Here is a 23,731-nt window from a genome sequence, read left to right as displayed (position 1 = left end):
CGATGGCGGATCTTGATGGTCCGGGAAGATGGTTCACATGGCAGGGCGGATATATACCCCGGAGTTCCGGGGGTCACCTCAGCGGGATCCGAAGCCCGAAGTCCCCACGGTGCCGAGGCCGGTTGAACAGATCGATCGGCGACTCCACGGCAGCACCGAACCGGCGCATGATCTCGCCGGCATACCGCTGCTCAAGGAATGCAAAGTACGCGTCGATCTTGTTGATCTTCGCGCGCAGAGTCGATGACGCCCGCTTCCCCGGCCCTGCGAAGTACCGGTCGACCTCCCTCGGCGACAGCTGCCACGGGACGGTGCCGTAGTACTCGCACACCTCGATTACTGGCTTGACCAGACCATCCAGCGTGGCCGGCGCCAGTCCTGCCGCGTCCCAGGCCCACTGGTACTCCGAGAGCGTGTCGAGGAAGAAGCTCTCCTCGTCATGCGCCGACATTCGGGCTTGCCGCCGTCGCTGCAGCGTCACGACGTCCGCCAGTCCGGACTCCACCGACACGACAGCCGGGTCCACCGCAGCGGCGATGTCCGGCTCCGGGCGGAGGAGCGTCAGCAGGCGACTTTCGGAATCTGACACGATCCAGGAAATTACAAGGACCACTCGTGGAATCTGCGAGTTACTGAGGAGATCTCACACCAACGAGTGAAGGGCCGCTACGCCGGGATCTACCTGCTGAGATGCAGCTTCCCCGAGTCACACGGCGCCGAAGGAACCCGCACGTACTCCACTAAGCGGCGTGGAGGAGGCCGGGTTCTGGCCGGTGACCAGGTTGCGGTCGACCACGACGTTCGGGGCCCAAGGCTCGCCGACCTTGACGGTGACGCCGGCGTCGGTGAGGCGGTCCTGGAGCAGCCACTTCGCCTTGTCGGCGAAGCCGCCCTGGGTCTCCTCCTCGTTGGTGAACGCGGCCACGTCGTAGCCCTTGAAGCTGTTGGTGCCGTCGTCCTTGGTGGCGGCGAGCAGCGCGGCCGGGCCGTGGCAGACCACGCCGAGCGGCTTGCTGGAGTCCAGGGTGAGGGTGAGTACCTTGCCGGAGGCGGCGTCGACGGCGAGGTCCTCCATCGGGCCGTGGCCACCGGGGTAGAAGACGGCGGCGTACTGCGGGGAGGCCGACGTCGGTCAGGCTGAAGAGGCGCTTGTTGGGGCGTCGCTCCTGCTGGATGACGCGGGCGGTGATGAGCCCCTCGGCCTCCATGCGCTCCAGCTCGCGATAGAGCTGTTGGGGAGTCGCCATCCAAAAATTGGCGACCGAAGCGTCGAAGCCCTTGGAGAGGTCGTACCCCGGAGGCTTCAACCCCCCTCGCGGAGAACTACGTCGGCTTCAAGGAGAACTGACACTGCGACAGCACACGAAAAGGGGGCGGCTGCTCGAAGCAGCCGCCCCCTCCCGTATTGGTGGTTCAGGCGGATCAGGCGTAGAAGCGGTACACCGCCTGGGCGACACACGCCGGCTTGTCCGAGCCGTCGATCTCCACGGTCAGGTCGACGACGACCTCGACACCGCCCCTGACGTCCTCGACGGACACCACGCGGCCGTGCGCCCGGACCTTCGAGCCGACGCGGACGGGGGACGGGAAACGCACCTTGTTCAGGCCGTAGTTGACCGCCATCGACACGCCCTCGACCTGGAGAAGCTCGCTCCACATCGGGATGAGCAGGGACAGCGTGAGGTAGCCGTGGGCGATGGTGCCGCCGAACGGCCCCTCCTTGGCGCGCTCCACGTCGACGTGGATCCACTGGTGGTCGTCGGTGGCGTCGGCGAAGGTGTCGACCCGCGGCTGGGCGATCTCCAGCCAGGAGCTGTGCCCGAGGTCGGCGCCCGCCTGAGCCTTGATCTCGTCGATTCCGTTGACGGTGAGAGACATGGGGTTGTTCCAATCGGGAAGGGATGGTCCGGCGTCGGCGCCGGTGCTCGACGCCCGGCGGCGCCGGTGGTGCTTCAGCTGTCGGAGCCGTAACGCGCCCGGATGGGGGCCTTGAGCAGCTTTCCGGCGGCGTTGCGCGGGAGTTCGGGGACGAGGACGACACTGCGGGGGATCTTGTAGCGGGCGAGCCGGCCCTCCAGGTGGGCGAACAGCTGCTCCGGCGTGGCGGCCGCCCCCGGGCGCAGCACGACGACCGCCCGGCCCACCTCGCCCCACTGCGGGTCGGGTACGCCGATGACGGCCGCCTCGGCGACGGCGGAGTGTCCGAGCAGGGCGTCCTCGACCTCGGCGGGGTAGATGTTCTCCCCGCCCGAGATGATCACGTCCTTGAGCCGGTCGACCAGATACACATAGCCGTCGGCGTCGACGGTGGCCACGTCGCCCGAGCGGAAGCGCCCCCCGTCGCGGAAGGCCGCGGTGGTCGCTTCCGGCAGGTTCCAGTAGCCCGGCGTCACGTTCGGCCCGGCGACGACCACCTCGCCCTTTTCGCCCGGCGCCGCCTCCTCGCCCGAGGGCAGGAGCACGCGCACCTCGGTGAAGAAGTGCGGCACACCCGCGGAACCGGCGTGGCCGAGCGAGTCGGCCCGGTCCAGGACCAGGGCCCCGGGCGCGGTCTCCGTCATGCCGTAGCCCTGGACGAAGGCGAGCCCCCGGTCCAGATAGGCGCGGGCGGTACGGGCCGGGACCGGGGCGCCACCGCACAGCAGGGTGCGCAGACTGGTCAGGTCCGCACCCTCCCATCCGGGCGCCGCCGCCATCGTGTCGTACATCGTGGGAACACCGAACATGCAAGTGACCCGGTGCTGTTGGATCAGCTCCAGGCTGCGGCCCGGGTCGAAGGAGGACTCCAGGAGGACGGTGCCGCCCTTGAGCAAGGTGGGCAGACAGCTCATGTTCAGGGCGGCGGTGTGGAACAGCGGCGCGCCGACCAGGGCCACCTCGTCGCCGGCGAGGTCGGTGTCGACCAGCACGTTGAGGCTGTTCCAGACGATGTTGCCGTGGGTGAGGACGGCGCCCTTCGCCCGGCCCGTGGTGCCCGAGGTGTACATGATGAGACAGATGTCCTCGTGTCCCACCTCCTCGTCGACCGGGTCCGTCCCGGCCGCCGCGAGCAGCTCCTCGTACGAAAGCCCGGGCCCGTCCTCGACCGCGAGGACCGGGGAGATCCCGGATCCCGCCGTCAGCTCCGCGACCCGGCTCTCCAGCTGCCGGGCGTGCACCAGGACCCGGCTGCCGGAATCGGCAAGCTGGTGGAGCAGTTCCGGCACCGCGAGACGGGTGTTCAGCGGGACGAACACCGCGCCCAGGAGCCCGGTGGCGAAGAGCGTCTCCAGAAAGGCGGGGTGGTTGGGGCCGAGGAAGGCCACCCGGTCCCCGCGGCCGACGCCGGCGTCCCGCAGGACGTGGGCGAGACGGGTGCAGCGGTCGTGCAGTTCGGCATAGCCGATGGCGCGGCCCTCGTGCAGGAGGGCGGTGCGCCGTGGCGTCTTGCGGTTCCGGCGGGCGGTCCATGAACCGATACCCTGGTTGCGCATGGGAACCCCTCAGCGGTGGGTGAGACCGAGCAGCCGGGCCGCGTTCTCCTTGAGGATCTTCGGACGTACCTCGTCCTTGATCGGGAGTTCGGCGAAGTCGGCCAGCCAGCGGTCCGGCGAGAGCAGCGGATAGTCGGAGCCGAACAACACCTTGTCCTGGAGAAGGCTGTTGGCGTACTGCACGAGCTGCGGCGGGAAGTACTTGGGCGACCAGCCGGACAGGTCGATGTACACCTGCGGCTTGTGCGTGGCCACCGCGAGCGCCTCGTCCTGCCACGGGAAGGACGGGTGAGCGAGGATGATCGGCATGCCGGGAAAGTCGGCGGCGACGTCGTCCACGTCCATCGGGTTGGAGTACTTCAGCCGGATGCCACCGCCGCCGGGGGTGCCCGCGCCGATGCCGGTCTGGCCGGTATGGAAGAGGGCGATCGCGCCGGCCTCCTCGATGGCCTCGTACAGCGGGTACGCCATCCGGTCGTTGGGGTGGAACGCCTGGAGGCTGGGGTGGAACTTGAAGCCCCGGACACCGAACTCCTCGACCAGGCACCGGATCTGACGGACCGCCGCCTTTCCTTTGTACGGGTCGACGCCGGCGAAGGGGATGATCACGTCCGGGTTCTGCTCGGCCGCCTCGGCGATCTCCTCGTTCGGCACCGGCGGGGTGCCGGTCGCCGACTCCGCGTCGACGGTGAAGACGACGCACGCCATCCGCCGCTCCCGGTAGTGGGCGGCGATCTCCGCAAGCGTGGGGTGACGGTGTTCGGCCTTGAAGTACGCGCCGGCGGCGCTGTCCAGCTCGGCCGAGAGCGAGGCGCCGCCCTTCGCCGAGACCTCGGCGTGCGTGTGGACGTCGATGGCGACGAGGTCGTCCAGGTTCATCACCGTCCCGCCCTTCACAGCTGCGGGGCGGGGATGCCGAAGGTCTGCGGAGTACGGCCGATCGTCAGTGGCCAGGCCGCGGCGATCGCGTCGGCGCTCCACCCGCCGTCGGCGTAGGCCACCGACACCTCCTGCGGGTGCGACCACAGGGCGAGCTTGTCCCCGCCGATGCCGATGCACTGGCCGGTGACCTCGGCCGAGGCGTCCGACGCGAGGAAGGCCACCAATCCCGCGACGTCCTCGGGCGTGCCGAAGCCCTCGCCCTTGCGCAGCGTGTCGGGGAAGGGCGTGCCGTCCTGCTCCAGCGCCTCGATGTGCGAGGCGAAGGCGGGAATCGTCTTGGTCATCGCGGTCGCGGCGACCGGGATGACGGCGTTGGCCGTGATGCCGGCCCGCGCCAGCTCCATCGCCCAGGTGCGCACCATGGCGGCGATGCCGGCCTTGGCGGCGGCGTAGTTGGTCTGGCCGAAGTTGCCGCGCTGCCCGGCGGGGGAGCCGGCGACGATGATGCGACCGCCCTCGCCCTGCTCGCGCATTCGCTCGACAGCGGCGCGCGCACACGTGAACGTGCCGCGCAGATGCACCTCGACGACGGTGTCGAAGTCGTCGTCGGTCATCTTCCACAGCACCTTGTCCCGCAGCACACCGGCGTTGGTGACCATGACGTCGAGGCGGCCGAAGGTGTCGACCGCGCGGGAGACCAGAGCCTCCGCGGCCTTGGTGGAGCCGACCGGCGCCACCTCGGCGACGGCGCGGCCGCCGGCCGCGGTGATCCGCCGCACGGCCTCGTCGGCCGCGGCGGCGTCCACGTCGTTGATCACCACGGCGGCGCCCGCGGCGGCGAGGGCCTGGGCGTAGGCGAGGCCGAGGCCGCGGCCACTGCCCGTGACGACGGCGACCTTGTCGGAGAGATCCATGAACGGGGTCCTTTCCAGGGGGGCGGTGTGCGAGGCGCGAGGCGCGGGGAGCTGCAACCGGAGGTGCGCACCAGTCGCGCCAAAGCTAGGCACATTTCTGCCTGCGGTCAATGAAGTGCCGAATAAAGACTCCGGCGGCGGTGCTCCGCGCCTACGCTGTCTCCGTGACGCACCCTGATCCGACGCTCGAAACGGACCCCGCAGCCGAGCGCGGCGGCCCGCCCCGACCGCAGTCCCTGATGCTGAGCTTCTTCGGCATCCACGTCCTCGGCACGGACACCGCCCTGTCCTCGGCGAGCGTCATCGATGCCTTCGCCCGCGTTCAGGTCGGCGAGGACGCCGTCCGCTCGACCCTCACCCGCATGGTCGGCCGCGGCCTGCTGGAGCGGCACCGGCGGGGCCGCAGGATGTACTTCTCGCTCACCGGCCGTGCCGCCGCCGTGCTCGCCGACGGGCAGGAGCGGATCTGGCGGACCGGCGCCGTCAACCGTGCCTGGGACGGTACCTGGACCCTGGTCGCCTTCTCGCTGCCCGAATCCTGGCGCCGCGAGCGGCACGACCTGCGCTCACGGCTCGTCTGGGCCGGATTCGGCCTGCTGCAGAGCGGCCTGTGGGTGGCCCCCGGTCGAGTCGACGTCGCCCCCCTGGCCGCGGAACTCGGGCTGGAGGACCGTATCAAGGCCTTCCACGGCGAGGCTGCCGCACCCACCGAGGCCGGCCCCCTGCTGCGTACCGCCTTCGACGTCGACGTCATCGCCGAGGGCTACCGCGCCTTCCTGGCCCGGTGGGACGACGGCCACGCGCCGGCCGAGGCGCGCGACAACCTGGGGCGCCAGCTCCTGCTCCACACCGACTGGCTCGACCTGGTGCGCCGCGACCCCCACCTGCCTGCCGAACACCTTCCCGAGGAGTGGCCCGCCGCGCGCGCGGAGGCGCTTTTCCGCGAGCTGGCGGAGCGGTTCGAGCCCGAGGCCAAGCGGATTGCCGAGGAGATCCTGGACCGCTGGGAGCCGGCGGGATAACGGGTCGGCCGAGCACGACGGCGGAGGCGGCGTCCGGGAGGCCTTATGTCAACACCATTGACCTTAAGGTCCCCCGGGCGGTCTCATGGCGGCACTTCGGAGGCCCGTACCTCCGCGATCCGAAGGAGCCCCGCCCCATGGACCACCTCACCTCGCTCCGGGATGCCTCGCCGACCCCGTTCTGGCTCGACGACCCCGACCGGCCGCAGGCCGCCCCCGCACTCGTCGGCGGCACCACCTGCGACCTGCTCGTGGTCGGCGGCGGATACACCGGACTGTGGACCGCCCTCGTCGCCAAGGAGCGCGATCCGTCCATGGATGTGGTGCTCATCGAAGCGGACGAGGCCGGCGGAGCCGCCTCCGGCCGCAACGGCGGATTCTGCGAGTCCAGCCTCACCCACGGCCTGCACAACGGACTCCAGCGCTGGCCCGAGGAGATCGGCCTCCTGGAACGACTCGGCCGCGAGAACCTCCAGGCCATCGAGGACACGGTTGAACGCCACGGCATCGACTGCTCCTGGGAGCGCACAGGCTCCCTGGTGGTGGCCACCGAGCCGTACCAGGTCGAGGGACTGAAGGAGGAGGCCGAGGCCCTCGCCCGGTTCGGTGGCAAGCCACTGCTGCTCGACGCCGAGGCGGTACGTGCCGAGATCGACTCCCCGACGTTCCGCGGCGGCGTGTGGAACAAGGACGACGTGGCCATGGTCAACCCGGCCCGGCTCGCCTGGGGGCTCAAGCGCGCCTGTCTCGACCTCGGCGTCCGCATCCACGAGCACACGCCCGCCACCTCGCTCACCGAGCACGGCTCCGTGATCGCGGTCGGTACCCCCTACGGGCGGATCACCGCCCGGCGTGCCGCCCTGGCCACCAACGCCTATCCCTCCCTGCTGCGCCGCCACCGCCCGTACACCGTCCCCGTGTACGACTACGCGCTCATGACCGAGCCGCTGACCGAGCAGCAGCTCGCCTCGGTCGGCTGGCGGAACCGGCAAGGCTTCGCCGACTGCTCCAACCAGTTCCACTACGTCAGGCTCTCCGCGGACAACCGCATCCTGTGGGGCGGCTACGACGCCGTCTACCATCACGACGGCAAGGTTCGCGCCGAACACGACCAGCGGCCCGAGACCTTCGCCACCCTCGCCCGGCACTTCTTGACGACCTTCCCGCAGTTGGAAGGCATCCGGTTCACCCACGCCTGGGGCGGTGCCATCGACACCTCCACCCGTTTCTGCGTGTTCTTCGACACGAGTCATCACGGGAAGGTCGCCTACGCGGCCGGATTCACCGGCCTCGGCGTCGGCGCCACGCGCTTCGGTGCCGAGGTCATGCTCGACCTCCTGGCGGGCGAACGCACCGAGCGGACCCAGCTGGAACTCGTCCGCCGCAAACCGTTCCCGTTCCCGCCCGACCCGATCCGCTCTGCCGGGATCGGCATCACCAAGTGGTCGATGGCGCGCGCCGACCGCAACGAGGGCCGGCGCAACCTCTGGCTCAAAACGCTCGACCGCTTCGGCCTCGGCTTCGACAGCTGACGACGGGTAGCCCGAGTGACGAGATCACGCGGGTAACGGGGAACTCGCTGGACATGACCGCCGATTGTTCCCCGAAGTGCCACCGGCGCCACGACACGGTCGGGTAACGAGCAGGGCGCCGCGGCCTGCTGCCCGCTGAACACCTCGTCGACGGCGGCTACACCTCCCTGGTCCACCTGGAACAAGCCGCCCGAGAACACCAGGTCACGGTCGCCCGGCCGCTGCCGGGCAACCCCACCCGCCAGCACCGCAGGAACGAAGGCTTCGGCCAGGACGACTTCCACATCGACTTCGACCGCCGGCAGGTCACCTGCCCCCAAGGCCAGGTCAGCAGGGGCTGGCACGGCCCCTACCCGACCTCCTCGCCCACCGCGGCCCCGCTGATCGTGGCGCGGTTCACCAAGGGCCAGTGCCAGCCGTGTCCGGACCGCGCCCAGTGCACCACCTCCCGCGACAGCGCCCGGAACGTGGGCTTTCCCCCACGAGGACTCCGCGACTTGCAAGTCCGCGTCCGCGCAGAGCAGCAGACGCCCGACTGGCGAGCCCGCTATGCGGTCCGCTCCGGAGTGGAGGGCACCGTCAACGAATTCGCTCACGGACACGGCATGCGCCGCTGCCGCTACCGAGGGCAGTCGAAGGCCCACCTACAGCACGTGTTCACGGCCATCGCCGTGAACATCGAACGCCTCAGCGGCCTGCCGCCGACCGGAGAAGCACCCCCGCCCCGGCCGCCAACCGCCTTCCAGGACTTCCTGGACCAGGCACGGGATCCCCCGGCTGAAGTCCTGGCGGGCCGTCAGCGGCTGACCTCGACACCTACAAGATCCCCGACAGAGTCAAGCGTACGTCCAGCAGTCCGGGCGTCACCGCAGCTCAGAAGGGATGTGAACGATGCAACCGGACGTCAAGCTCAGGGTAGCCAGCCGGTGGAAGTCCGGTCCGGGGAGACGCCAGGGTCCCCGGTAGCTGACTCCCGGCGTCACTCGAAATGGTGGCGTCGAAGTGGAGTGACAAGCGCCCTTCGGGGGTGTGCAACCGGCCAGTCCGCAACATGAAGTGAAGCCTGCAACGTCGTCATTTAAGCCCGCCGGAAGGCGGGGCCAAGGAGGAGCCGAGCCTGTGCTTGTTCGGCGAAGGCCACGGAAGGCGATCTTGGACCTGGAGCGGTCGCCGAAGAACCTCCCGGCGTAAGGGGCGTGGAATGGTCGGACGGTTGTTCTGGGAACTGGAGAGGGCCTCCTCGGCCCCGTGCGGGAAGCGTGGCTCGCCTATAACCGGCGGAACCGGGAAGTGGCGGGCTGCCGAGAGGCAGTCGGAGGGGGTCGTAGTAGTGCCGATCGGCGGGACAACACAACCCGCTGGGAGCGAAGGGCTCCTGCTTCATCGATGCGTTCCGTGAACAGGGAGGGGCCCGGATGAGTGCCGTTTCGGCTAGTTCCATCCGCCGGGAGGAAGGCGCCGCAGGACCGGGCCGCCGTCCTTTGGACAAGGTCCGAGCCTTGCAGCGGACGCTCTACCGCTGTGCCAAGCAAGAACCCGAACGCCGGTTTCATGCCCTGTATAGCCATGTCCACCGCATGGACGTTCTTCGGCGGGCGTGGGCCGGTGTGTGTGCAAACCGAGGAGCCCCTGGCGTCGACGGCGTGACCGTCGACGCGGTGGCGGCCTCGGGAGTGGATGCGTTCCTCCGGGACCTGTCGGAGAAGCTGCGGGCGTATACGTATCGTCCGTCGGTGCTGCGGCGGGTCCAGATTCCCAAGCCGGGGCGGCCGGGGGAGTTCCGGCCGCTGTCGATTCCCACCGTGGCGGACCGGGTGGTGATGACGGCCGCGAAACTGGTTCTGGAACCGGTCTTCGAGGCCCAGTTCACCGAGGCGAGCTACGGATTCCGGCCCAAGCGGTCCGCGATCGACGCGTGCGAAGCCGTGCGCGTCTCCGCGAACCAGGGCCGGGAGGAGTGGGTCTTCGAGGCCGATATCCGGGACTGCTTCGGCACGATCGACCACGAGGCGCTGATGGCCCAGGTGGCCCGGCGCGTGGTGGACCGGCCGATGCTGAAGCTGGTCCGGGCCTGGCTGCGGATGGGAGTCCTGGAGGGTGGGGTGACCTCCCCGACCGGGGCGGGAACCCCACAGGGCTCACCGATTTCACCATTGCTGGCGAACATCGCCCTGCACGTCCTCGACGAGGTATGGCAGGACGAGGGCCGCCGGCTGGGAGTGTTGGTGAGGTACTGTGATGATTTCGTGGTCCTGTCGCCGACCAGCCAACGGGCCGAACAGGCCCGGGAGTTGGCGGCGAGGGTACTGGACCGGCTCGGGATGCGTCTGCATCCCGAGAAGTCCGGGATCACCTGCCTCAGCCGGGGCGGGCGGGGCTTCGACTTCCTCGGCTTCCACCACCGGAAGGTGGAGTCGTGGAAATGGCGGGGCAAGTTCTACTTGCAGCGGTGGCCCTCGGCCAGAGCGATGCGGTTGCTGCGGGACAAAGTCCGTGCAGCCACTGCTATCTCGAAGGCCGAGAGACCGGTATCCGCCGTGGTCGCCGACCTCAACCCCGTGCTGCGAGGCTGGGGTGCGTACTTCCGCAACGGGAACTCCGGGCGGAAGTTCAACGCGGTCGACGGCTATGTCCACGAACGGCTGGCCATCCTCGCCAGTCGGAAACACGGCCTACGGGGCCGGAACTGGGCCACCCGTTTCACCTACGGGTGGATCACCCGGCTCGGGGTCTACCGCCTCACCGGAACCGTACGCAGGGCGACGGCGCATGCAAGCCGGTGATCATTGCAGTGGAGGACGTCCAGCAGGTCGTCCCAGTGCCCGACACCCCAGCCGTAGATGGCCGCGGGTGGGGCGCGCCCCGGCACGGTGATCTCTTGCCCGGCACCGCGTAACTTGGCCAAGATCGCGAAATACAATCCCGCAGGCCCCGCACCGACGCACACGATCCTCACCGCTGGCACACCCATCCGGGCTACGGAACGGATGAGACGCCTGCCGCTCCAGACGCGTCCGGATGCCCGAGTAGCTCGGGCATCCGGACGCGGCACTCACAAACTGCCGCGAGTTGATCGCAAACTCACCGCGCTGGAGCCTCAGCGACCACGGTCACCGCCGCCGTGGTCACCACCGCCGCCGCCGTGGTCACCACCACCGCGACCGTGGTCACCACCGAAGCCGTGGTCACCGCCGAAGCCATGGTCACCGCCGAAGCCATGGTCGAAACCGAAGCCATGGTCGAAACCCTCGTGACAGCGGAATCCCCAGTCCCAGCCGTCACCAAACTGGCAACCCCAACCCGAGCCGCCGTACTGAGACGGGACGGAGGCGACGGCGGACGACGGGGGAGAAGCGGCCGCGCTGACAGCGCCGGCTCCGGCCGCGATAGCGAGGAGGGGCGCCGTGCAGACCGCGGCGGCTATTCGCCGCATCCTGGTCGTATTCGCGCGCATGATGATGTCCCCCTTCTGGGGGTCGAGAAAGAGATCTCGGGCGTTCGCAGGGGACGCCCATCCGCACCAGATCCTGCGCGCGGGTCTGGTGCGCGGTGATCCACCCACCGGAACCGCTGGCAGCGATTCCCTGGCGGGCTTCAGGATCTTACTATTGAGTACAAGAGGGGTTATATGGTACGAAACGCCTCGTATCGCCAAGATAGGGCCACTCATAGGGCAAAGTCAAAGGGTGCACCAGTGGCTCACAAAGGAGGCATACGGTGGTTACTCCCAGGCAGCAGAACGGCCGTCAGGACCCTTTGGCTCCTGAGTACGCCGCCCAGCACAACCGCATCATGCCTCGCTCCAGGCGGAGGCGCCGGGAGTCTCACGAAGCCGTGCTCCGAGCCACGAAAGCCCTGCTCAGCGAGGTCGGATATCAGCGGCTTTCCTTCGAAGGCGTCGCACGGCGAGCCGGGGTCGGCAAGGCGACGATCTATCGGTGGTGGCCGAACAAGGCCGCGCTGGTAATCGAGGCCCTCAGCGGGGACGTCCCACTTCCTCCCATCCATGAGACCGGCGACCTGGAGGCCGACCTGCGAACCGCCGTCCGGCTGACCATCGAGCTCGTCTCCGCCATGCCCACGTGCTTGATCCTCCCGGCGCTGCTCGCCGATGTGATCGAGGATCCCACCGGTACCGGAGCCTTCGCCGAGCTCATTGAACCCCGCCGCGCGTCGGTCGTGGAAATGCTGGAGCGAGCCCGACTCGAAGGCCGGTTGCAGCCCGACACCGATACCTCACTGATGGTCGACATCTACTCCGGAACCGTCGTCTACCTGGCCGCGGTGAGCCGTGAACCGCCGGGCGAGGCGGTGATAGACCAGATCGTCAGTCTCCTCCTGCACGGCCGCCTCCCAGCCCGGACCCCTCCGACGACAACGACGGGCTGAGCACGCGGGTGCGGCGGCACCAATCGCCCGCGCCCCCGGGCGCCGGCCTCGGAGGCAGGCGCCTGGCCGAGGAACGGCGCGCCCGCTCATGCCCCGAGGAATCGGCGGGTATCAGGTGCGCCTCCTGACAGCCCGCCGCCCCGGAGGAACCACCACCAGCATGCCTATCAGGCTCAGGTTGCCCGCGTGGACCTTCGTCCCGTTGCTCACTTTCCCGCACCTCGCTTCTCATGCCGAACGCCATGATCGGTACCCAAGACGATCAAGGCGGAGGAATCGCTCCCGCCGCTGCAGGACATACGGCTACGGCCGAAAACCGCGTTCGCCCAGGCCCTCCGGCTCCGAGTCCTGCCGGCTTCCACCGTCGGGCTATGGGGACCCGTCGCCTACGCGGGGGTTGAGGAGGAGCGTCGGAGTTCTCTTCGTCGCTGTCGGTGACGGTTAGACAGACACGGTCTGCATATTGTGCGTTGTGACTGTGGCGCGGAAGGTTCGCCGGTATTCCGGTGGCGTGTACGACTTGGGGCTGCACGTGGTGTGGTGCCCGAAGTACCGCCGCCGGGTCCTCGGCGGACGTGTCGCGGTACGTCTGCGGGAGCTGGAAGAAGCGGCAGTGCGCGTACCGTTCCTTCACATGCTCAAGCAGTGCCCGGCCGACGCCCTGCCGGTGGAACTTCGGGTTCACCAGCAGGTCCTGCACGTAGCAGATGCTCTCGTCGTCGGAGATCGTTTTCGCGAGCCCGAGAAGCACGCCCGACTCGTCTCGGGCAGCGATGGCCAGGTGCGAGTTCGCCAGGCCACGGCACAACTCCTCGACGTCGCAGGTATAGTCCACCCACTCGACGGAGTCGTAGAGCTCGCACATCTCCTCCGGATCGAACACATCCTCTTTCGTGATTCGCACTGATCTCCCACCCCGCCCAGTCACGTTCCGCCAGCTCCCCAGCGTCCGCAGGCCTCACCGGTGAGCACGGCTGACCGGGCAACACCCAGTTTCCGCCGCCTCCGCATCCTTTATTGATCTTGTCGGATACGCAACGTCCGATCCTCGGGAGCCGAAATAAGCCCGGCCTCACCGACAGAGGGGACCAGTCAACAGATCGCCGTATCGAGTCGAGCCACCAGCGGTACAAGACGCCACGCTTCAACCCGACACGTCGTCACGTCTGATTGCGTTGCGCTGGGTCACCTATGCGATGTTTGGGTCATTGTGAGCCGTTTCTGCTGTCCAGCGCCAGTAGAGCTCCGGCTCAGGCTGTTTGTTGCAGCTGACGAGACCGAGTCGGGGGTGCTGTGCCGTCCTTGAATTCCAGTAAGGGGGGAGCGAGCGGTCGTCCTGATAGAGGCACATGCCTTTCTCTCCCGCGATTCGCCATGCCGTGCGCTTCCAGGTGGTACTTTTCCAGGGCTTGTGTGCCCATTTCTGTTCCGGACGTGATGCGTCACACAGTGCCAGGCCGGCGCTGCTGGTCAGTTCGGTGAGGCAATATCTTCTATAAAGTCTTGTTCTGATCGTTCCGTCGTCCCTGATTTCCCATTTCTGTGCACTGGTTCCATTGCAGCTGTTGATCCGGACTGCGTCGTACTTCGGTTGCGTGCTCACCGCTTCGAGGCACTGCTCCGGATCCCTGCTGCTGAACTCGGTAGTTCTTCCAATGTCTCCAATGATTTCTCCGAGGCGTGGGTTCCGATGCTCTTGCTGGTACTGACGGTGAACCCAGTCCGAATCGTCGAGTTGGAGCGGCCCCTTATAGGTTTCTGTCATGGCGCAACTCTTCTTGGAATGGCAATCGGTATTCGCGATATAGCGTCTGACGGCCGCTTCCTTTTCGGCAACGTGCTCAGGGAGCAGGTTGGGTTCAAGTGACGACATGGTGTATCCGAGGTAGGACGCGACGGGGATGCCGGAGAGATATCCGGCTTTTCTGAAGTATCTGGCTCCGATGCCGTGGTCGCTGTGGTCGACCTTGCCGCGGAGACCGAAGGCGAAGGAAGCGTTGTCGTAGTCCAGCGTGAGAATACGTTGCGATCTTTCCTGCCGGGCGAGGTCGGACAGAGTTCGCAGGAGCTGGTCCTCGGTGTAGCTTTCCATGCTTTGGAACAGCTGAATCCGTTTGCGGGTCGCCAGGAACAGTTTGAGCATGCTCTCACTTTCCTGTCCGTGGGGAAGGCCGTCGTGCAGTCCCAGGAAGACCAGTTTGACGGGTGATTGCGAACCGCTTTCGAGGCTGAAGGATCTGATGCTGCGACCGTTGACCCGTGTGCTGTCCTCGGTCCAGCGATCTGGGACCCCGGCAAGCTCCGCATAGGCCGCGCGCACCCCGTTCTCTCTTCTCGCGACGTAGTCCCGGGCTGCCTGTGGCCTCTTCCCGTCGTCGCCCGCGGTGAGATAAACGGTGGTGACCGCGCATCCGGCATGGATGGTCTTCCTGATCTCCGGGTCGACAAAGTAGAGGTCGTCGTCCGGATGTGCGACACCGATCATGGTGCGTTGGCATCCGTGAGGTTCTTGCGCCCCCTTCGACGTCTGGTGCGACGTGGGGACCGCGACCCTGTTTGCGAGAGGGGAATCACTCGAAGAGCACGACGATCCCAGAATTGCGCACATCGCCAGCGCCGTAGCGGGAATCAGCCGGTGCGCCGAGCGGGTTTTATTGTTGTCTTTCGTGCACTCCACTCAACCATTCCGCCCTTCTCATCCTTTTGGCCCGCATCACGTCCATGCTCGGGGGTGGTCCGGGGCAGAGCATGGTCGCGAGTGTGGCACCTCCGGCGAGGTCCCTTGGGCTTCGCCGAAGCGCACAACCCATAGGCGTACCGGTAGTTGGACTGCGCAAAACGACCGACTCGCCGGGACGACCGAATATCCAGTGAGTGAAGGGGTTTTCACCGTTCCGGCGGGTGAGCCCACGAACTGATTGACACGGTCGAATGTTCGGTACCGGAGATCGCCGCGGCACCTCCGGCTCCGCGAGGAGACCCCCTGTCTCGGGAGGAGACACGGTCTTCCTGCAGCGGTCCAGGTCGAGCGTGTCCAGACGGGCAAGCTCCTGCTGCCTATGGTCCGGGCGGTGCCAGGAGCTCCGGTTCTCCGCACTGGCCCGGTGATGGACATGCGGGTCGCGGGCTCGTTGGCCGCAGAAGTGTTTCGGGCTGCCGTACCTCGCAGGAGCCATGTCGGTCCCGCCGGGCTGTCCTGCCGTCAACAACACTGGGTGTTGTGGCGGATACGCGCGGAAGTCGAGGTGTGGGGTCGGCCGGACCGCCGGGCCCCGGCGCCCAGGTGCCGGGGCTCACCAAGGAGCAGTTGCGTGTGCTGCGCCGGGTGGGGCGTGAGTGGGGGCGGGTGTCGGCCGCCCCTGAAGTCTGGCGCCGTGCTTTGCCCGTGGATCCCGATCTCGGGAGATTTCCGCCTCCGGTGGAGATCCGCCCTGCGCGGTTCGGGCGTCTGGTGGCGATCTCTCCGCTCGGGTCCCGTTCTGCGGGCGAACAGGTCGACACGGGAGACCTGCCCTCAGGGTGGCCGGGAGGTGCGCGGGCACGGGCCAGGCGGCTGGTGCTGGGAGCAGCGCTGAAGAGCTCTGCCGTGGTGCATGAGCGAATGCGCAAACTGGTGGCGCTTCCCGTGTTGTCCGCCGACGCCCTCTCGTCGGTCGCATACGGACCCGAGGCGATGCTCGCAGTCCTCGCACTGGCCGGTGCCGCAGGGCTCACTTACTCGTTCCCCGTCGCCGGCGCGATCATCTTTCTGATGCTCGCGGTCGGCCTGTCGTACCGGCAGACGATCCGGGCCTATCCGCACGGCGGCGGTGCGCCGTCCGTGTTCGGACCGTACCGGGCGACAACTCATCGGTGTGTCGTCGTGTGGGCCGCCGCGAGTGCGAAGAGGCTGCGGCGGGCGTTCGATGAGCTCGGAGCCCGCGCTGGGCCGGACCGGTCGCGGTGAATGATCGACTGAGTCTGCACGTGCCGAGCTCAGGGGAGTTCTGTCGCCAGGACCACGCGTTCCAGATGGTAGTAGTGGGCCACGCATGACGCGGGCCACGGCTTGCGCCCGTCGTCACCGAACGGTTCGGTCATTTTGCTGATGGGCAGCCGTGTGTAGGGGAGTACCTTCGCGCCGGCCGCGGACTGGCTGCGCAACCAGTGATCCTGGTGGTCCCATTTCCGAGCGCGTACCGCCATGTCGGCGTCGAGGTGCACGAGAGAGACCGCAAGCGCGAGGCAGACGAGGGCGTACACGGTTGCGGCGGCGGCCTTCGGCGGCCCGGTGGGGCGCCCGCTCTCTCTCCACGCGCGGCCGAGGAGTGCGCCCGCGAGGACAAGCAGCAGGATGTAGAGCAGCAGGTAGTCGTTCCAGAGTCGTGTGGACGTCGTGACGCTCGGCCCGAAGGCCGGGTAGGCGATGACCGTGCACAGATAGCCGGAGACGAGGAGGGCGCAGACGCCGGTCCGGGCGAGCAGCGTCCCTTGTCTCATCGGGGGAAGGCGGCCTTCGTGCTGCCGGGTCAGCAGACTCAGGAGGAGGCCGGCCACGAAGGCTCCCAGGTACTGCCATGTCGTGAGAAGGACGGCTGCGATATGCGCGAAACCGCGCAGCGAAGCGAGGAGCGATTCGGGAGTGAGTATCGACGCGGCATCGTGACGTTCACGCCGATGTCGTGAGCCCGGAGAACTGAGGAGGATCAGGCTTCCGATGACGATTCCGGTGATCCCTGCGGCGCACCAGCCGCGGAAGAAGGTACGTCGCTCCTGCAGGAAGCCCCGGCCGCTGATCAGCAGCAAGCAGCTCAGTACAACCACACCGACGACACCGGTCTCCTCCGACAGCGTGCCCATGAGGAACCCCGCCACGAAGACAGTGAGCAGGGCGAAACCTCTGCCCCGTCGTGATGTGGCCCGCAGGAGGGGAAGGGCCGCAGCGCAGGCAAACACGGGCGGCAGGGTGTGCGAGACGGACGCGGCCGGCCAGTAGAACGTCTTGTAGGTGTTGGGGGACCCGAACAGGAACATCGCCGTCACCATCGATGCCAGCAGGAGGGGGACCCCCCGTGGCACCGTCATCCCTGCCCTGGGCAGAGCGCCGGCGACAGCGGCCCAGAGGAGCCCGAGCATCAGCACACCGCTGATCAGACCGAACCATTGATGTCCGGCGACACCGAACCGCGCATAGCACCAGACCAGCACGGCGTTCATGACGCGCCCGTTGTCCAGGTAGTAGAACTTCCCGACGATCGCGGACAGCCCCCCGTCACGCACGACGGGCAGAAAGCACCAGTCATCACCGGATGGACGCACCCAACGGCCGAACCAGGCCGCGGCCGCCAGCAGGGCGATGGGGAGAATCGCGAGCGAACCGACCCACAGAGATGTCCACCACCGAGCTGTCCCGCGGTCCCGAACACCGTCCCTCCGTCGCTCCTGAACGGATTCACCTGGGGGACGTTCCACGACCGGTATTCCTTTCGCTCGGGTCCGACACCGCGTCGCGGCCCTCGCGTCCGGGCCCGCCCACAGGCTGGCGCAGTCGGGACCAGTTTGCTCCGGCGTGTCAGCCCTCGGGGCACCGAACCCAGGAGGAAACGCCGGTCCCCACGGCCCACGCCCCCTCGCTGTCCGGCCGGGCACGGCTGTTCACCGGCAGCGATCAGGGCAATCAGGGCCGGACAGGTCCGAACCGCCCCAGAAGATGGCTGAGTGCCACACAGTTCAGCAGAACATGAGCGCACGTGCCGTTGATCAGAGCCGAGTCTGCACAACTCTCTGTTCGAAGAACACTGCAACGCAGCAGGGAGGAATCAGGAGCCGACCGGTCAGGCGCATCGCCAAGGACCGTTCGGGCAGCGACGAGACGGATGCTTCACCCATTCGGTGCCATCCCGTGGCGTGATTCGGCCGGAAGGCATCGCGGAGAACGATGGGGCCTGCACAATTCGATTGACGATGCTTCGGGTCGAGACGCGTCAAGAGGACACAGACGCATGCTCCGAGATGCCGTGACCACACCTGCCAGGGATCCGAATGACAGAGTGCCAGGTTTCGATCGTAGTTCCCTGTTTCAATGAGGACGAGGTGATCGAGCGATTTCACCAAACACTGGTTGTCGTCCTCGAAACGACTCGACGCAGCTTCGAAGTCTGTTACGTCGACGACGGCAGCCGGGACGCGACCAGGGAGCAGCTGCGCGCTCTCGCTGCCGTGGATCCGCGGGTTCGCTACACCTCCTTCAGCCGGAATTTCGGCAAGGAGGCCGCGATGCTTGCGGGATTGCGTATGTCCCGGGGTGACGCCGTGATTCTCATGGACGCCGACCTTCAGCATCCGCCCTCACTCGTTCCCCGGATACTGGAGCTGCGACAGCAAGGCTACGACCAGGTCGTCGCGCGTCGGGACCGTTCGGGGGACGGCGTGCTGCGCAGCGCCGTCAGCACGGCCTACTACCGTGCGATGGGGCATTGCATGGATGTCGACATCACCGACGGAGAGGGAGATTTCCGGCTGCTGTCCCGTCCTGCCGTCGAAGCGGTGCTCGCCCTGCCCGAAGCCAACCGGTTCTCCAAGGGAATCTTCTCCTGGATCGGCTTCGACACCGTCAGCTTCACCTACCACAACGTCAGCCGCGCCGCCGGTACCTCGAAATGGGGCGGAAGACGCCTGCTCAACTATGGCATCGACGGACTGATCTCCTTCAACAGCCGACCGTTGCGTCTGGCTGTTTACATCGGTCTCACGCTCTTCTCCGCAGCGTTGGCGTACGCGCTATGGATTGTCATCGGCGTTGCCCTGCACGGTGTGCGCGTTCCCGGATTCGCCACCTTGCTGACCGCTGTCGTGGCACTCGGCGGGGTCCAGTTGGCCACGCTCGGCATTATCGGTGAATACGTCGGACGCATCTACCGCGAAACGAAGCACCGGCCGCTCTACGTGGTGCGCGAGACGGAGGTAAGCGTGCGGCAGGAGCGCCACACCATTGCGGACCGTCATCCGTCCGAAATGCTGTCAGCGACGGATGCGGGGGCCTCCGCGATCGGATCGTCCAAGGGGCGCACCTTGCGCCAGTTCTTCGTCTTCGCGTCGATCGGAATCGTCAATACGGCGGTCTATCTGGCGGTGTACGTCTCCCTGAACCGATGGATCCCCTATCTGATCGCCCACGTCATCGGTTTCGCGGTCAGTATTGTGGGGTCGTTCTTCCTCAATACGTACATCACCTGTCGTACGAAACCGACGTGGCACGGATTCTTCCGGTATCCCGTCTCGAGCCTCGTCAACCTCGTACTCACCGGCGTTCTCCTCTTTGCCGGTGTACATACCCTGGGCATGGGCAAGAACGTCGCCGCCGTGGCGGCAGGACTCCTTGCCACCCCGCTCTCGTTCCTGCTCGCCCGATGGGCCATCAACTCCGGCACCGCCCTCACCCAGCAACGGGCCCGCTGATCGGGAATCCACGCCGGCCGGACCCGAACGGCGCCTCCATCATGAAGGGCACCAGGACACATGACGGCAGACGAATCGAAGGCCCCTGAACTCTCCCACCCGGAAGACGGATCCGGTACGGGGAGCAACAAGTGGCTCGCGTCACGGTGGACGACCGTCTGGACCACCGTTCTCGTACTGCTGCCACTCGGCCTTCTGAGCGCGGCGGTCTGGATCGGCCGCCTGGTCCGCCCGGGAGCGGACGACTGGTGCTTCCTCCCGGTAGTCCGGGACGACGGCGCATCCGGTCTGATCGACAAGTTCTACTTCCAGGACAACGGACGTGTCGCCAACGCGCTGCTCGTCGTCGCCTACGCCGCGTTCGGGGTCCCGGGCCACAGGTGGTTCGCACTGATCACCGGCATTCTCATCCTGGGCATTCTCTGGGCAGTGACCGCCTCAGCGCTCCGCAGCACCGGGATGCGCGCGCCCGGCGCGATCCCGCCGCTGGTGGCGGCGATGATGACAGTCGTCTTCCTTTTCGCCACGCAGAACACCTACAAGACGTTCTACTGGCCGGCCTCCTCGGTCTCGCACACCCTCGCGCCAGTTCTGGCCGCCGGCTCCGTCATCCCGCTGCTACGCGCGCGCACCCGGAGGGGCCGCGTCTTCGCCCTCGGCACCGTGCTCGTGGCCGGAGTCTTCATCGGCACACTGTCGGAGGAGACGGCGGTCGTGGTGTTCGTCGTCCTCGCCCTTGCACTGCTGACGAGTTACTGGGCCTTGCCGGGCCCCGGCCGGACTCTGGCCCGCTCGTGGTCCGCGGTCGCCTTCGTCGGTACCGCGATCGGAACTGTCATCCTCTACACGTCGCCCGGCGCGCGCACTCGGCGCGAGCGGTTCGACGCCGACGCCACGTCAATGTTCAGCCCGGACACGCTCATGACATGTCTGCGCGCGTTCATGGACATCCTGGGGACGATCCTTTCGACGTGGCAGTACGCCGGGGCCTTCGCGGCCGGCCTCCTCCTGGGACTGCTGGTGCGCGGAGACGGCCCGTATACGCATGGGCTCCTATGGCGTCGGCCTCTCATTCCGGTCGTGGTCGGGGTAATCGCGTTCCTGCTCTCCGGATATCTCTGCACTGTCGTCGCCCATCCGGCATTCGGCGCGAGCGTGGCCACCGCCTCCCGCACCTGGAACGACTATCTGCTGCTCTACGTCATGCTCCTGGTCACCGTTGGTGCCATGGTGGGCCGCGTCCTGCGCACACGGCAGTGGTTGCCCGGCCTCGCGATGGTGGCCGCGGCAGCGGTCTGCGTCATGGCCTGCGTCGGACTTGCCGTCCCTCTGGCCCACCTGGAGCGGAAGATGGAGGTACGGGCCCAGCACTGGGACCGCCAGGACCGGTGGCTGCGCACCCACGCGGCACGCGGCGACCAGGTGCTGCCCTACACACCGGTCTCGGTCAGCGGACTGGGCGAACCGTTCGGCCGGCACGGTCAGAAGCCATGGCCGGCCAAGTGCGTTGCCCGGTGGTACCACCTCAAGCGCATCACCTACTCACCCCGGTTTCCCTGAACGGAGCCGGGCCATCCGACGACACCGATGGGCTGAGGGTTGTCCCGTAGGTGACCGTTCGGCGCACGCTGGAAATGATGACATCCCAGCTGAGCGCGGCGATTTTCCCGGGGCCGGGGCGCGGTCGGTCTTAATTCCGCAGCGTAATGATGAGAGAGTCGGTGATCGATAATGGTGGAACTGTTCGAATAAATTCGGGAGAGAATCTACTTGTTGCGTGGCTACGACTGGGCCTATGTACTCTGAATGGGGTCCGGGGAATCTCCTTGATTCAGTGAAAATGAGATGAGTGCTCCTGTCGGAACTTCTTCATCGATTGCGAGTCAATCGTGTACCGCTGCTTCAAAAGCGTCGAACGGTTTTGTGCCGACGAGAGTCGTCACGTTTAGCTGATGGGCGGATGGATTTGTTTCGGAGTAGCGTTGACGAAAGGGGAAAGACTTGTCGTTTTCGCTGAGTCCCTGGCGTGTGCTTGACGTAGTCGGCAAAGGTACCTGTCGCCCGGAGTGACGAGGTGTACGCGTATGGAATCAGATCGTGCAGATCGGATGGTGTCGAGACTCCGTGCTCGCGGAGTCATGGCGCATGTGGTCGAGGCAGGTGTTTACGAGTTCGGTATCAGGGTCGTGCTCGACGAAGATCTTGAAGCTCTGTGGGACCTTGACGGGGCTGCCGGTCTTGACGCGGAGATCGTCAGCGAAGGCGTGCTCGTCGGCTTCATCCCACATGTTCCCGGTTCGGAGAATTTCACCGAAGACCAGCTCGTCAACAGCATTGCAACGACGGATTACGCCGTACGTAACCTTAGCGTCTCGACGGACCGTCCCGCTACGGAAGCCCGGGAATCCGGCGAGGTTGCATCAAATTCAGTTGCGCGTCGTCAACGCCGGGCCCACTGGATCCGGCGAAGCGAAAAATGAGACATAACTCAAGGCGCGCCCCGCAGGAAGCCGGACAGTCTCGCGGCCGACAAGACATAGGGTGATTGTCAAGAGTTGTGGATGTGTGGTGCCTGATCAGATAACTGGGGATATCAGCCGCGACGTCCCGGTGAAGACGACGAGAGCGACTGTTGCTCCAGCTGCTGTCGCCAACGCGTCCGCGGTCCCAGAACCAACGCCCCAGGAGTATCACGACGGGGGCGGCGACGTGCAGCTGCTTTATGTCGAGGAGGCTGAGAACGGCGTACGCCAGCACGCAGACCACCCAGCAAAGGGCCGCGACCTGAGCGGCTTCGCGCCAAGGGACTCCTCGCACGCCACCCATCGAGCCCCGCCTCCCACGCTCCGTGTTTCCAGGGAGTGGAGAATGTGGGCCCGGGGTGTTGTCAAACGTGGCTGATCGACTACTGAGGGAAGCGCTCGGTACGTCGGCCCCTGCGGCGTTGAAGGCGCTGTGGCGGCAGTGCGCGGGCGTGTACGACGTACGCGGGGGCGAGTTCTTGCCGGACAGCCGGGCCTTGATGGATCCGGACTGGGTAGTGCGGTTCTACCAGGACCGGATGCGCTACCAGGAACAGCACGGGGATGAGGAGTTCCCGAGCTGGAAGCGGTCGTGGATTCCGGTGTGCGCGTTCAACGCGCACGATGCGGCTTTCGGCCTGTGCCTGGACACGGTGACTGGGGGACTGTGGCACTGGTCGCGGTACGGGGATCAGCGGCCGGAGGCCGAGTCGCTGACGGTGTTCCTGGAGGAGATGGCGGACGCCCTGGTGGCGCCGTCGCTTGCGGGTCTGCCCAAGCCGGGTCTGGTGGAGGGGGGCCTGTCGTGGGGGCCGCCGTCCGATCCGGACCGTGAGGCGTTGTGGACGCCCGTCGCAGGGTGAGACGGGTGGGGCCCGGCCGGTCGGCCGGGCTCTACGTCGTGAATGCTCACCGGCGATACCCGCATGCTCCGGCGGCTGCTGTGCCCGGCCTGCGGGCAACCGGGCCTCCCCGGCGGCCAGCGCCGACGGGACACGGTCTCCTGCTCCAGGAAGCGCCGGGCCGGCGGCCGTGCTCTGCCCGGCCTGGTCCTGGACCTCGACGCGACGCTGGTCGCCCGCCACTCGGAGAAGGAACAGGCCGCCGCCACCTACAAAGGCGGATTCGGCTATCACCCGCTGCTGTGCTTCCTGGCCAACACCGGCGAGGCCCTGTCCGGACGACTACGACCGGGCAACGCCGGAGCCGGCATGCCCACACAACGAGAAACGTCACGGCCACCACTGCCAGTTGGTGCGACTGCCGCGCAGCCACGGGCGGAACTCGGCGATGGCGGTCTGCCGAGCTTCCGGCTCCTTGTAACCGATGTCCACCAGCTGCGCGATGGTGAACGGGTTGCCGAAGTCGGACGTCCTGTCCACGATCATGCAGCGCGCGGGCTTGCGCCAGCCGCGGTCACGGCGGCGCTGAATACGGGTGGTGGCCCTCACGGGAGGTCCTTTCTGGCTCTCCTGCTGCATGAGTGGGTCACTCTGTGGCGGGTTGGCGACCGGGGAGGGTGGGACGTTCCCCGGCGAGGGTGAGCATGACGAGGGCGAT

17 protein-coding genes and 7 pseudogenes are annotated in these 23,731 nt (G+C 67.1%); 12 read left to right on the top strand and 12 right to left on the bottom strand.

Annotated elements, in window-relative coordinates; translation table 11 throughout:
* Positions 1-82: 82 nt before the first annotated feature.
* From ACWD6R_RS27000 to ACWD6R_RS26970, 7 genes and pseudogenes are all read right to left on the bottom strand, one after another.
* Positions 83-526 (bottom strand): annotated as a pseudogene (locus ACWD6R_RS27000) (site-specific integrase); the annotation flags it as partial.
* A 180-nt stretch (positions 527-706) separates the two neighbouring features.
* Positions 707-1,111: pseudogene (locus ACWD6R_RS26995) on the bottom strand (type 1 glutamine amidotransferase domain-containing protein); the annotation flags it as partial.
* A pseudogene (locus ACWD6R_RS26990) lies at positions 1,107-1,307 on the bottom strand (PadR family transcriptional regulator); the annotation flags it as partial. The pseudogenes ACWD6R_RS26990 and ACWD6R_RS26995, both read right to left, overlap by 5 nt.
* Before the next feature lie 115 nt (positions 1,308-1,422).
* A complete protein-coding gene (locus ACWD6R_RS26985; protein WP_451821079.1) occupies positions 1,423-1,878 on the bottom strand; it encodes a MaoC family dehydratase in 456 nt (151 codons plus the stop codon).
* A gap of 74 nt (positions 1,879-1,952) precedes the next feature.
* Positions 1,953-3,473, bottom strand: coding sequence for an acyl-CoA synthetase (locus tag ACWD6R_RS26980; RefSeq protein WP_451821078.1), 1,521 nt, complete (start codon positions 3,471-3,473; stop codon positions 1,953-1,955).
* Positions 3,474-3,482: 9 nt separating this feature from the next.
* Complete coding sequence (locus ACWD6R_RS26975) at positions 3,483-4,352, bottom strand: amidohydrolase family protein (protein ID WP_451821077.1); 870 nt, start codon at positions 4,350-4,352, stop codon at positions 3,483-3,485.
* 14 nt (positions 4,353-4,366) lie between these two features.
* Positions 4,367-5,269, bottom strand: a complete 903-nt coding sequence (locus ACWD6R_RS26970) for an SDR family NAD(P)-dependent oxidoreductase (RefSeq protein WP_451821076.1) — start codon at positions 5,267-5,269, stop codon at positions 4,367-4,369.
* A 164-nt stretch (positions 5,270-5,433) separates the two neighbouring features.
* Here ACWD6R_RS26970 and ACWD6R_RS26965 point away from each other — a divergent pair, with 164 nt between their 5' ends.
* The 4 genes from ACWD6R_RS26965 (at position 5,434) to ltrA (ending at position 10,606) form a co-directional block, all read left to right on the top strand.
* Complete coding sequence (locus ACWD6R_RS26965) at positions 5,434-6,291, top strand: PaaX family transcriptional regulator (RefSeq protein ID WP_451821075.1); 858 nt, start codon at positions 5,434-5,436, stop codon at positions 6,289-6,291.
* 137 nt (positions 6,292-6,428) lie between these two features.
* The gene (locus ACWD6R_RS26960) at positions 6,429-7,823 is read left to right on the top strand and encodes an NAD(P)/FAD-dependent oxidoreductase (RefSeq protein ID WP_451821074.1); all 1,395 of its coding nucleotides are present in this window, start codon (positions 6,429-6,431) and stop codon (positions 7,821-7,823) included.
* A gap of 125 nt (positions 7,824-7,948) precedes the next feature.
* Complete coding sequence (locus ACWD6R_RS26955; RefSeq protein WP_451821099.1) at positions 7,949-8,878, top strand: transposase; 930 nt, start codon at positions 7,949-7,951, stop codon at positions 8,876-8,878.
* A gap of 360 nt (positions 8,879-9,238) precedes the next feature.
* Positions 9,239-10,606, top strand: a complete 1,368-nt coding sequence (gene ltrA, locus ACWD6R_RS26950) for a group II intron reverse transcriptase/maturase (protein ID WP_451821073.1) — start codon at positions 9,239-9,241, stop codon at positions 10,604-10,606.
* Between the two features lie 298 nt (positions 10,607-10,904).
* Here the strand turns inward: ltrA and ACWD6R_RS26945 are convergent, their stop codons facing one another.
* Positions 10,905-11,060 (bottom strand): hypothetical protein, encoded by a 156-nt coding sequence (locus ACWD6R_RS26945; protein WP_451821072.1) that lies wholly within the window; start codon positions 11,058-11,060, stop codon positions 10,905-10,907.
* Positions 11,061-11,657: 597 nt separating this feature from the next.
* Between ACWD6R_RS26945 and ACWD6R_RS26940 the strand changes: the two genes are divergently transcribed.
* Together ACWD6R_RS26940 and ACWD6R_RS26935 are read left to right on the top strand one after the other, a co-directional pair.
* Complete coding sequence (locus ACWD6R_RS26940) at positions 11,658-12,212, top strand: TetR/AcrR family transcriptional regulator (protein ID WP_451821071.1); 555 nt, start codon at positions 11,658-11,660, stop codon at positions 12,210-12,212.
* A 472-nt stretch (positions 12,213-12,684) separates the two neighbouring features.
* Positions 12,685-12,819 (top strand): annotated as a pseudogene (locus tag ACWD6R_RS26935) (transposase); the annotation flags it as partial.
* Between the two features lie 60 nt (positions 12,820-12,879).
* Here ACWD6R_RS26935 and ACWD6R_RS26930 read toward each other — a convergent pair.
* Together ACWD6R_RS26930 and ACWD6R_RS26925 are read right to left on the bottom strand one after the other, a co-directional pair.
* Positions 12,880-13,077: pseudogene (locus ACWD6R_RS26930) on the bottom strand (hypothetical protein); the annotation flags it as partial.
* A gap of 324 nt (positions 13,078-13,401) precedes the next feature.
* Positions 13,402-14,697: a PIG-L family deacetylase gene (locus tag ACWD6R_RS26925; protein WP_451821070.1), complete on the bottom strand. Its 1,296-nt coding sequence runs from the start codon at positions 14,695-14,697 to the stop codon at positions 13,402-13,404.
* Positions 14,698-15,459: 762 nt separating this feature from the next.
* On the opposite strand from ACWD6R_RS26925, the pseudogene ACWD6R_RS26920 reads away from it, so the two are divergent.
* Positions 15,460-16,041: pseudogene (locus ACWD6R_RS26920) on the top strand (amino acid permease); the annotation flags it as partial.
* A 146-nt stretch (positions 16,042-16,187) separates the two neighbouring features.
* Here ACWD6R_RS26920 and ACWD6R_RS26915 read toward each other — a convergent pair.
* Entirely contained in the window at positions 16,188-17,471 is a 1,284-nt protein-coding gene (locus ACWD6R_RS26915) for a DUF6056 family protein (protein ID WP_451821069.1), read from the bottom strand.
* A gap of 762 nt (positions 17,472-18,233) precedes the next feature.
* Here ACWD6R_RS26915 and ACWD6R_RS26910 point away from each other — a divergent pair.
* The 5 genes and pseudogenes from ACWD6R_RS26910 to ACWD6R_RS26890 form a co-directional block, all read left to right on the top strand.
* The gene (locus tag ACWD6R_RS26910) at positions 18,234-19,649 is read left to right on the top strand and encodes a glycosyltransferase (protein ID WP_451821068.1); all 1,416 of its coding nucleotides are present in this window, start codon (positions 18,234-18,236) and stop codon (positions 19,647-19,649) included.
* A 60-nt stretch (positions 19,650-19,709) separates the two neighbouring features.
* Positions 19,710-21,209 (top strand): DUF6056 family protein, encoded by a 1,500-nt coding sequence (locus ACWD6R_RS26905; protein WP_451821067.1) that lies wholly within the window; start codon positions 19,710-19,712, stop codon positions 21,207-21,209.
* A 578-nt stretch (positions 21,210-21,787) separates the two neighbouring features.
* Positions 21,788-22,129 (top strand): hypothetical protein, encoded by a 342-nt coding sequence (locus ACWD6R_RS26900; RefSeq protein WP_451821066.1) that lies wholly within the window; start codon positions 21,788-21,790, stop codon positions 22,127-22,129.
* A gap of 413 nt (positions 22,130-22,542) precedes the next feature.
* Positions 22,543-23,034: an SMI1/KNR4 family protein gene (locus ACWD6R_RS26895; protein WP_451821065.1), complete on the top strand. Its 492-nt coding sequence runs from the start codon at positions 22,543-22,545 to the stop codon at positions 23,032-23,034.
* Between the two features lie 165 nt (positions 23,035-23,199).
* Positions 23,200-23,379: pseudogene (locus ACWD6R_RS26890) on the top strand (transposase); the annotation flags it as partial.
* 24 nt (positions 23,380-23,403) lie between these two features.
* Here the strand turns inward: ACWD6R_RS26890 and ACWD6R_RS26885 are convergent.
* On the bottom strand, positions 23,404-23,622 hold the full coding sequence (locus ACWD6R_RS26885; protein WP_451821064.1) for a DUF4326 domain-containing protein: 219 nt from the start codon (positions 23,620-23,622) through the stop codon (positions 23,404-23,406).
* Positions 23,623-23,731 lie beyond the last annotated feature (109 nt).

The sequence above is a fragment of the Streptomyces sp. NPDC005151 genome (assembly GCF_053599875.1).
Note: the sequence above shows the minus strand (reverse complement) of the source record. Positions and strands in the feature narration are given on the sequence as shown.

Excerpts from the sequence above, each read along its gene's own strand:
- ACWD6R_RS26985 (WP_451821079.1), bottom strand. The coding sequence starts at position 1,878 with ATGTCTCTCACCGTCAACGGAATCGACGAGATCAAGGCTCAGGCGGGC.
- ACWD6R_RS26980 (WP_451821078.1), bottom strand. The coding sequence starts at position 3,473 with ATGCGCAACCAGGGTATCGGTTCATGGACCGCCCGCCGGAACCGCAAG.
- ACWD6R_RS26975 (WP_451821077.1), bottom strand. The coding sequence starts at position 4,352 with ATGAACCTGGACGACCTCGTCGCCATCGACGTCCACACGCACGCCGAG.
- ACWD6R_RS26970 (WP_451821076.1), bottom strand. The coding sequence starts at position 5,269 with ATGGATCTCTCCGACAAGGTCGCCGTCGTCACGGGCAGTGGCCGCGGC.
- ACWD6R_RS26960 (WP_451821074.1), top strand. The coding sequence starts at position 6,429 with ATGGACCACCTCACCTCGCTCCGGGATGCCTCGCCGACCCCGTTCTGG.
- ltrA (WP_451821073.1), top strand. The coding sequence starts at position 9,239 with ATGAGTGCCGTTTCGGCTAGTTCCATCCGCCGGGAGGAAGGCGCCGCA.
- ACWD6R_RS26945 (WP_451821072.1), bottom strand. The coding sequence starts at position 11,060 with ATGGCTTCGGTTTCGACCATGGCTTCGGCGGTGACCATGGCTTCGGCG.
- ACWD6R_RS26925 (WP_451821070.1), bottom strand. The coding sequence starts at position 14,697 with ATGATCGGTGTCGCACATCCGGACGACGACCTCTACTTTGTCGACCCG.
- ACWD6R_RS26910 (WP_451821068.1), top strand. The coding sequence starts at position 18,234 with ATGACAGAGTGCCAGGTTTCGATCGTAGTTCCCTGTTTCAATGAGGAC.
- ACWD6R_RS26905 (WP_451821067.1), top strand. The coding sequence starts at position 19,710 with ATGACGGCAGACGAATCGAAGGCCCCTGAACTCTCCCACCCGGAAGAC.
- ACWD6R_RS26900 (WP_451821066.1), top strand. The coding sequence starts at position 21,788 with ATGGCGCATGTGGTCGAGGCAGGTGTTTACGAGTTCGGTATCAGGGTC.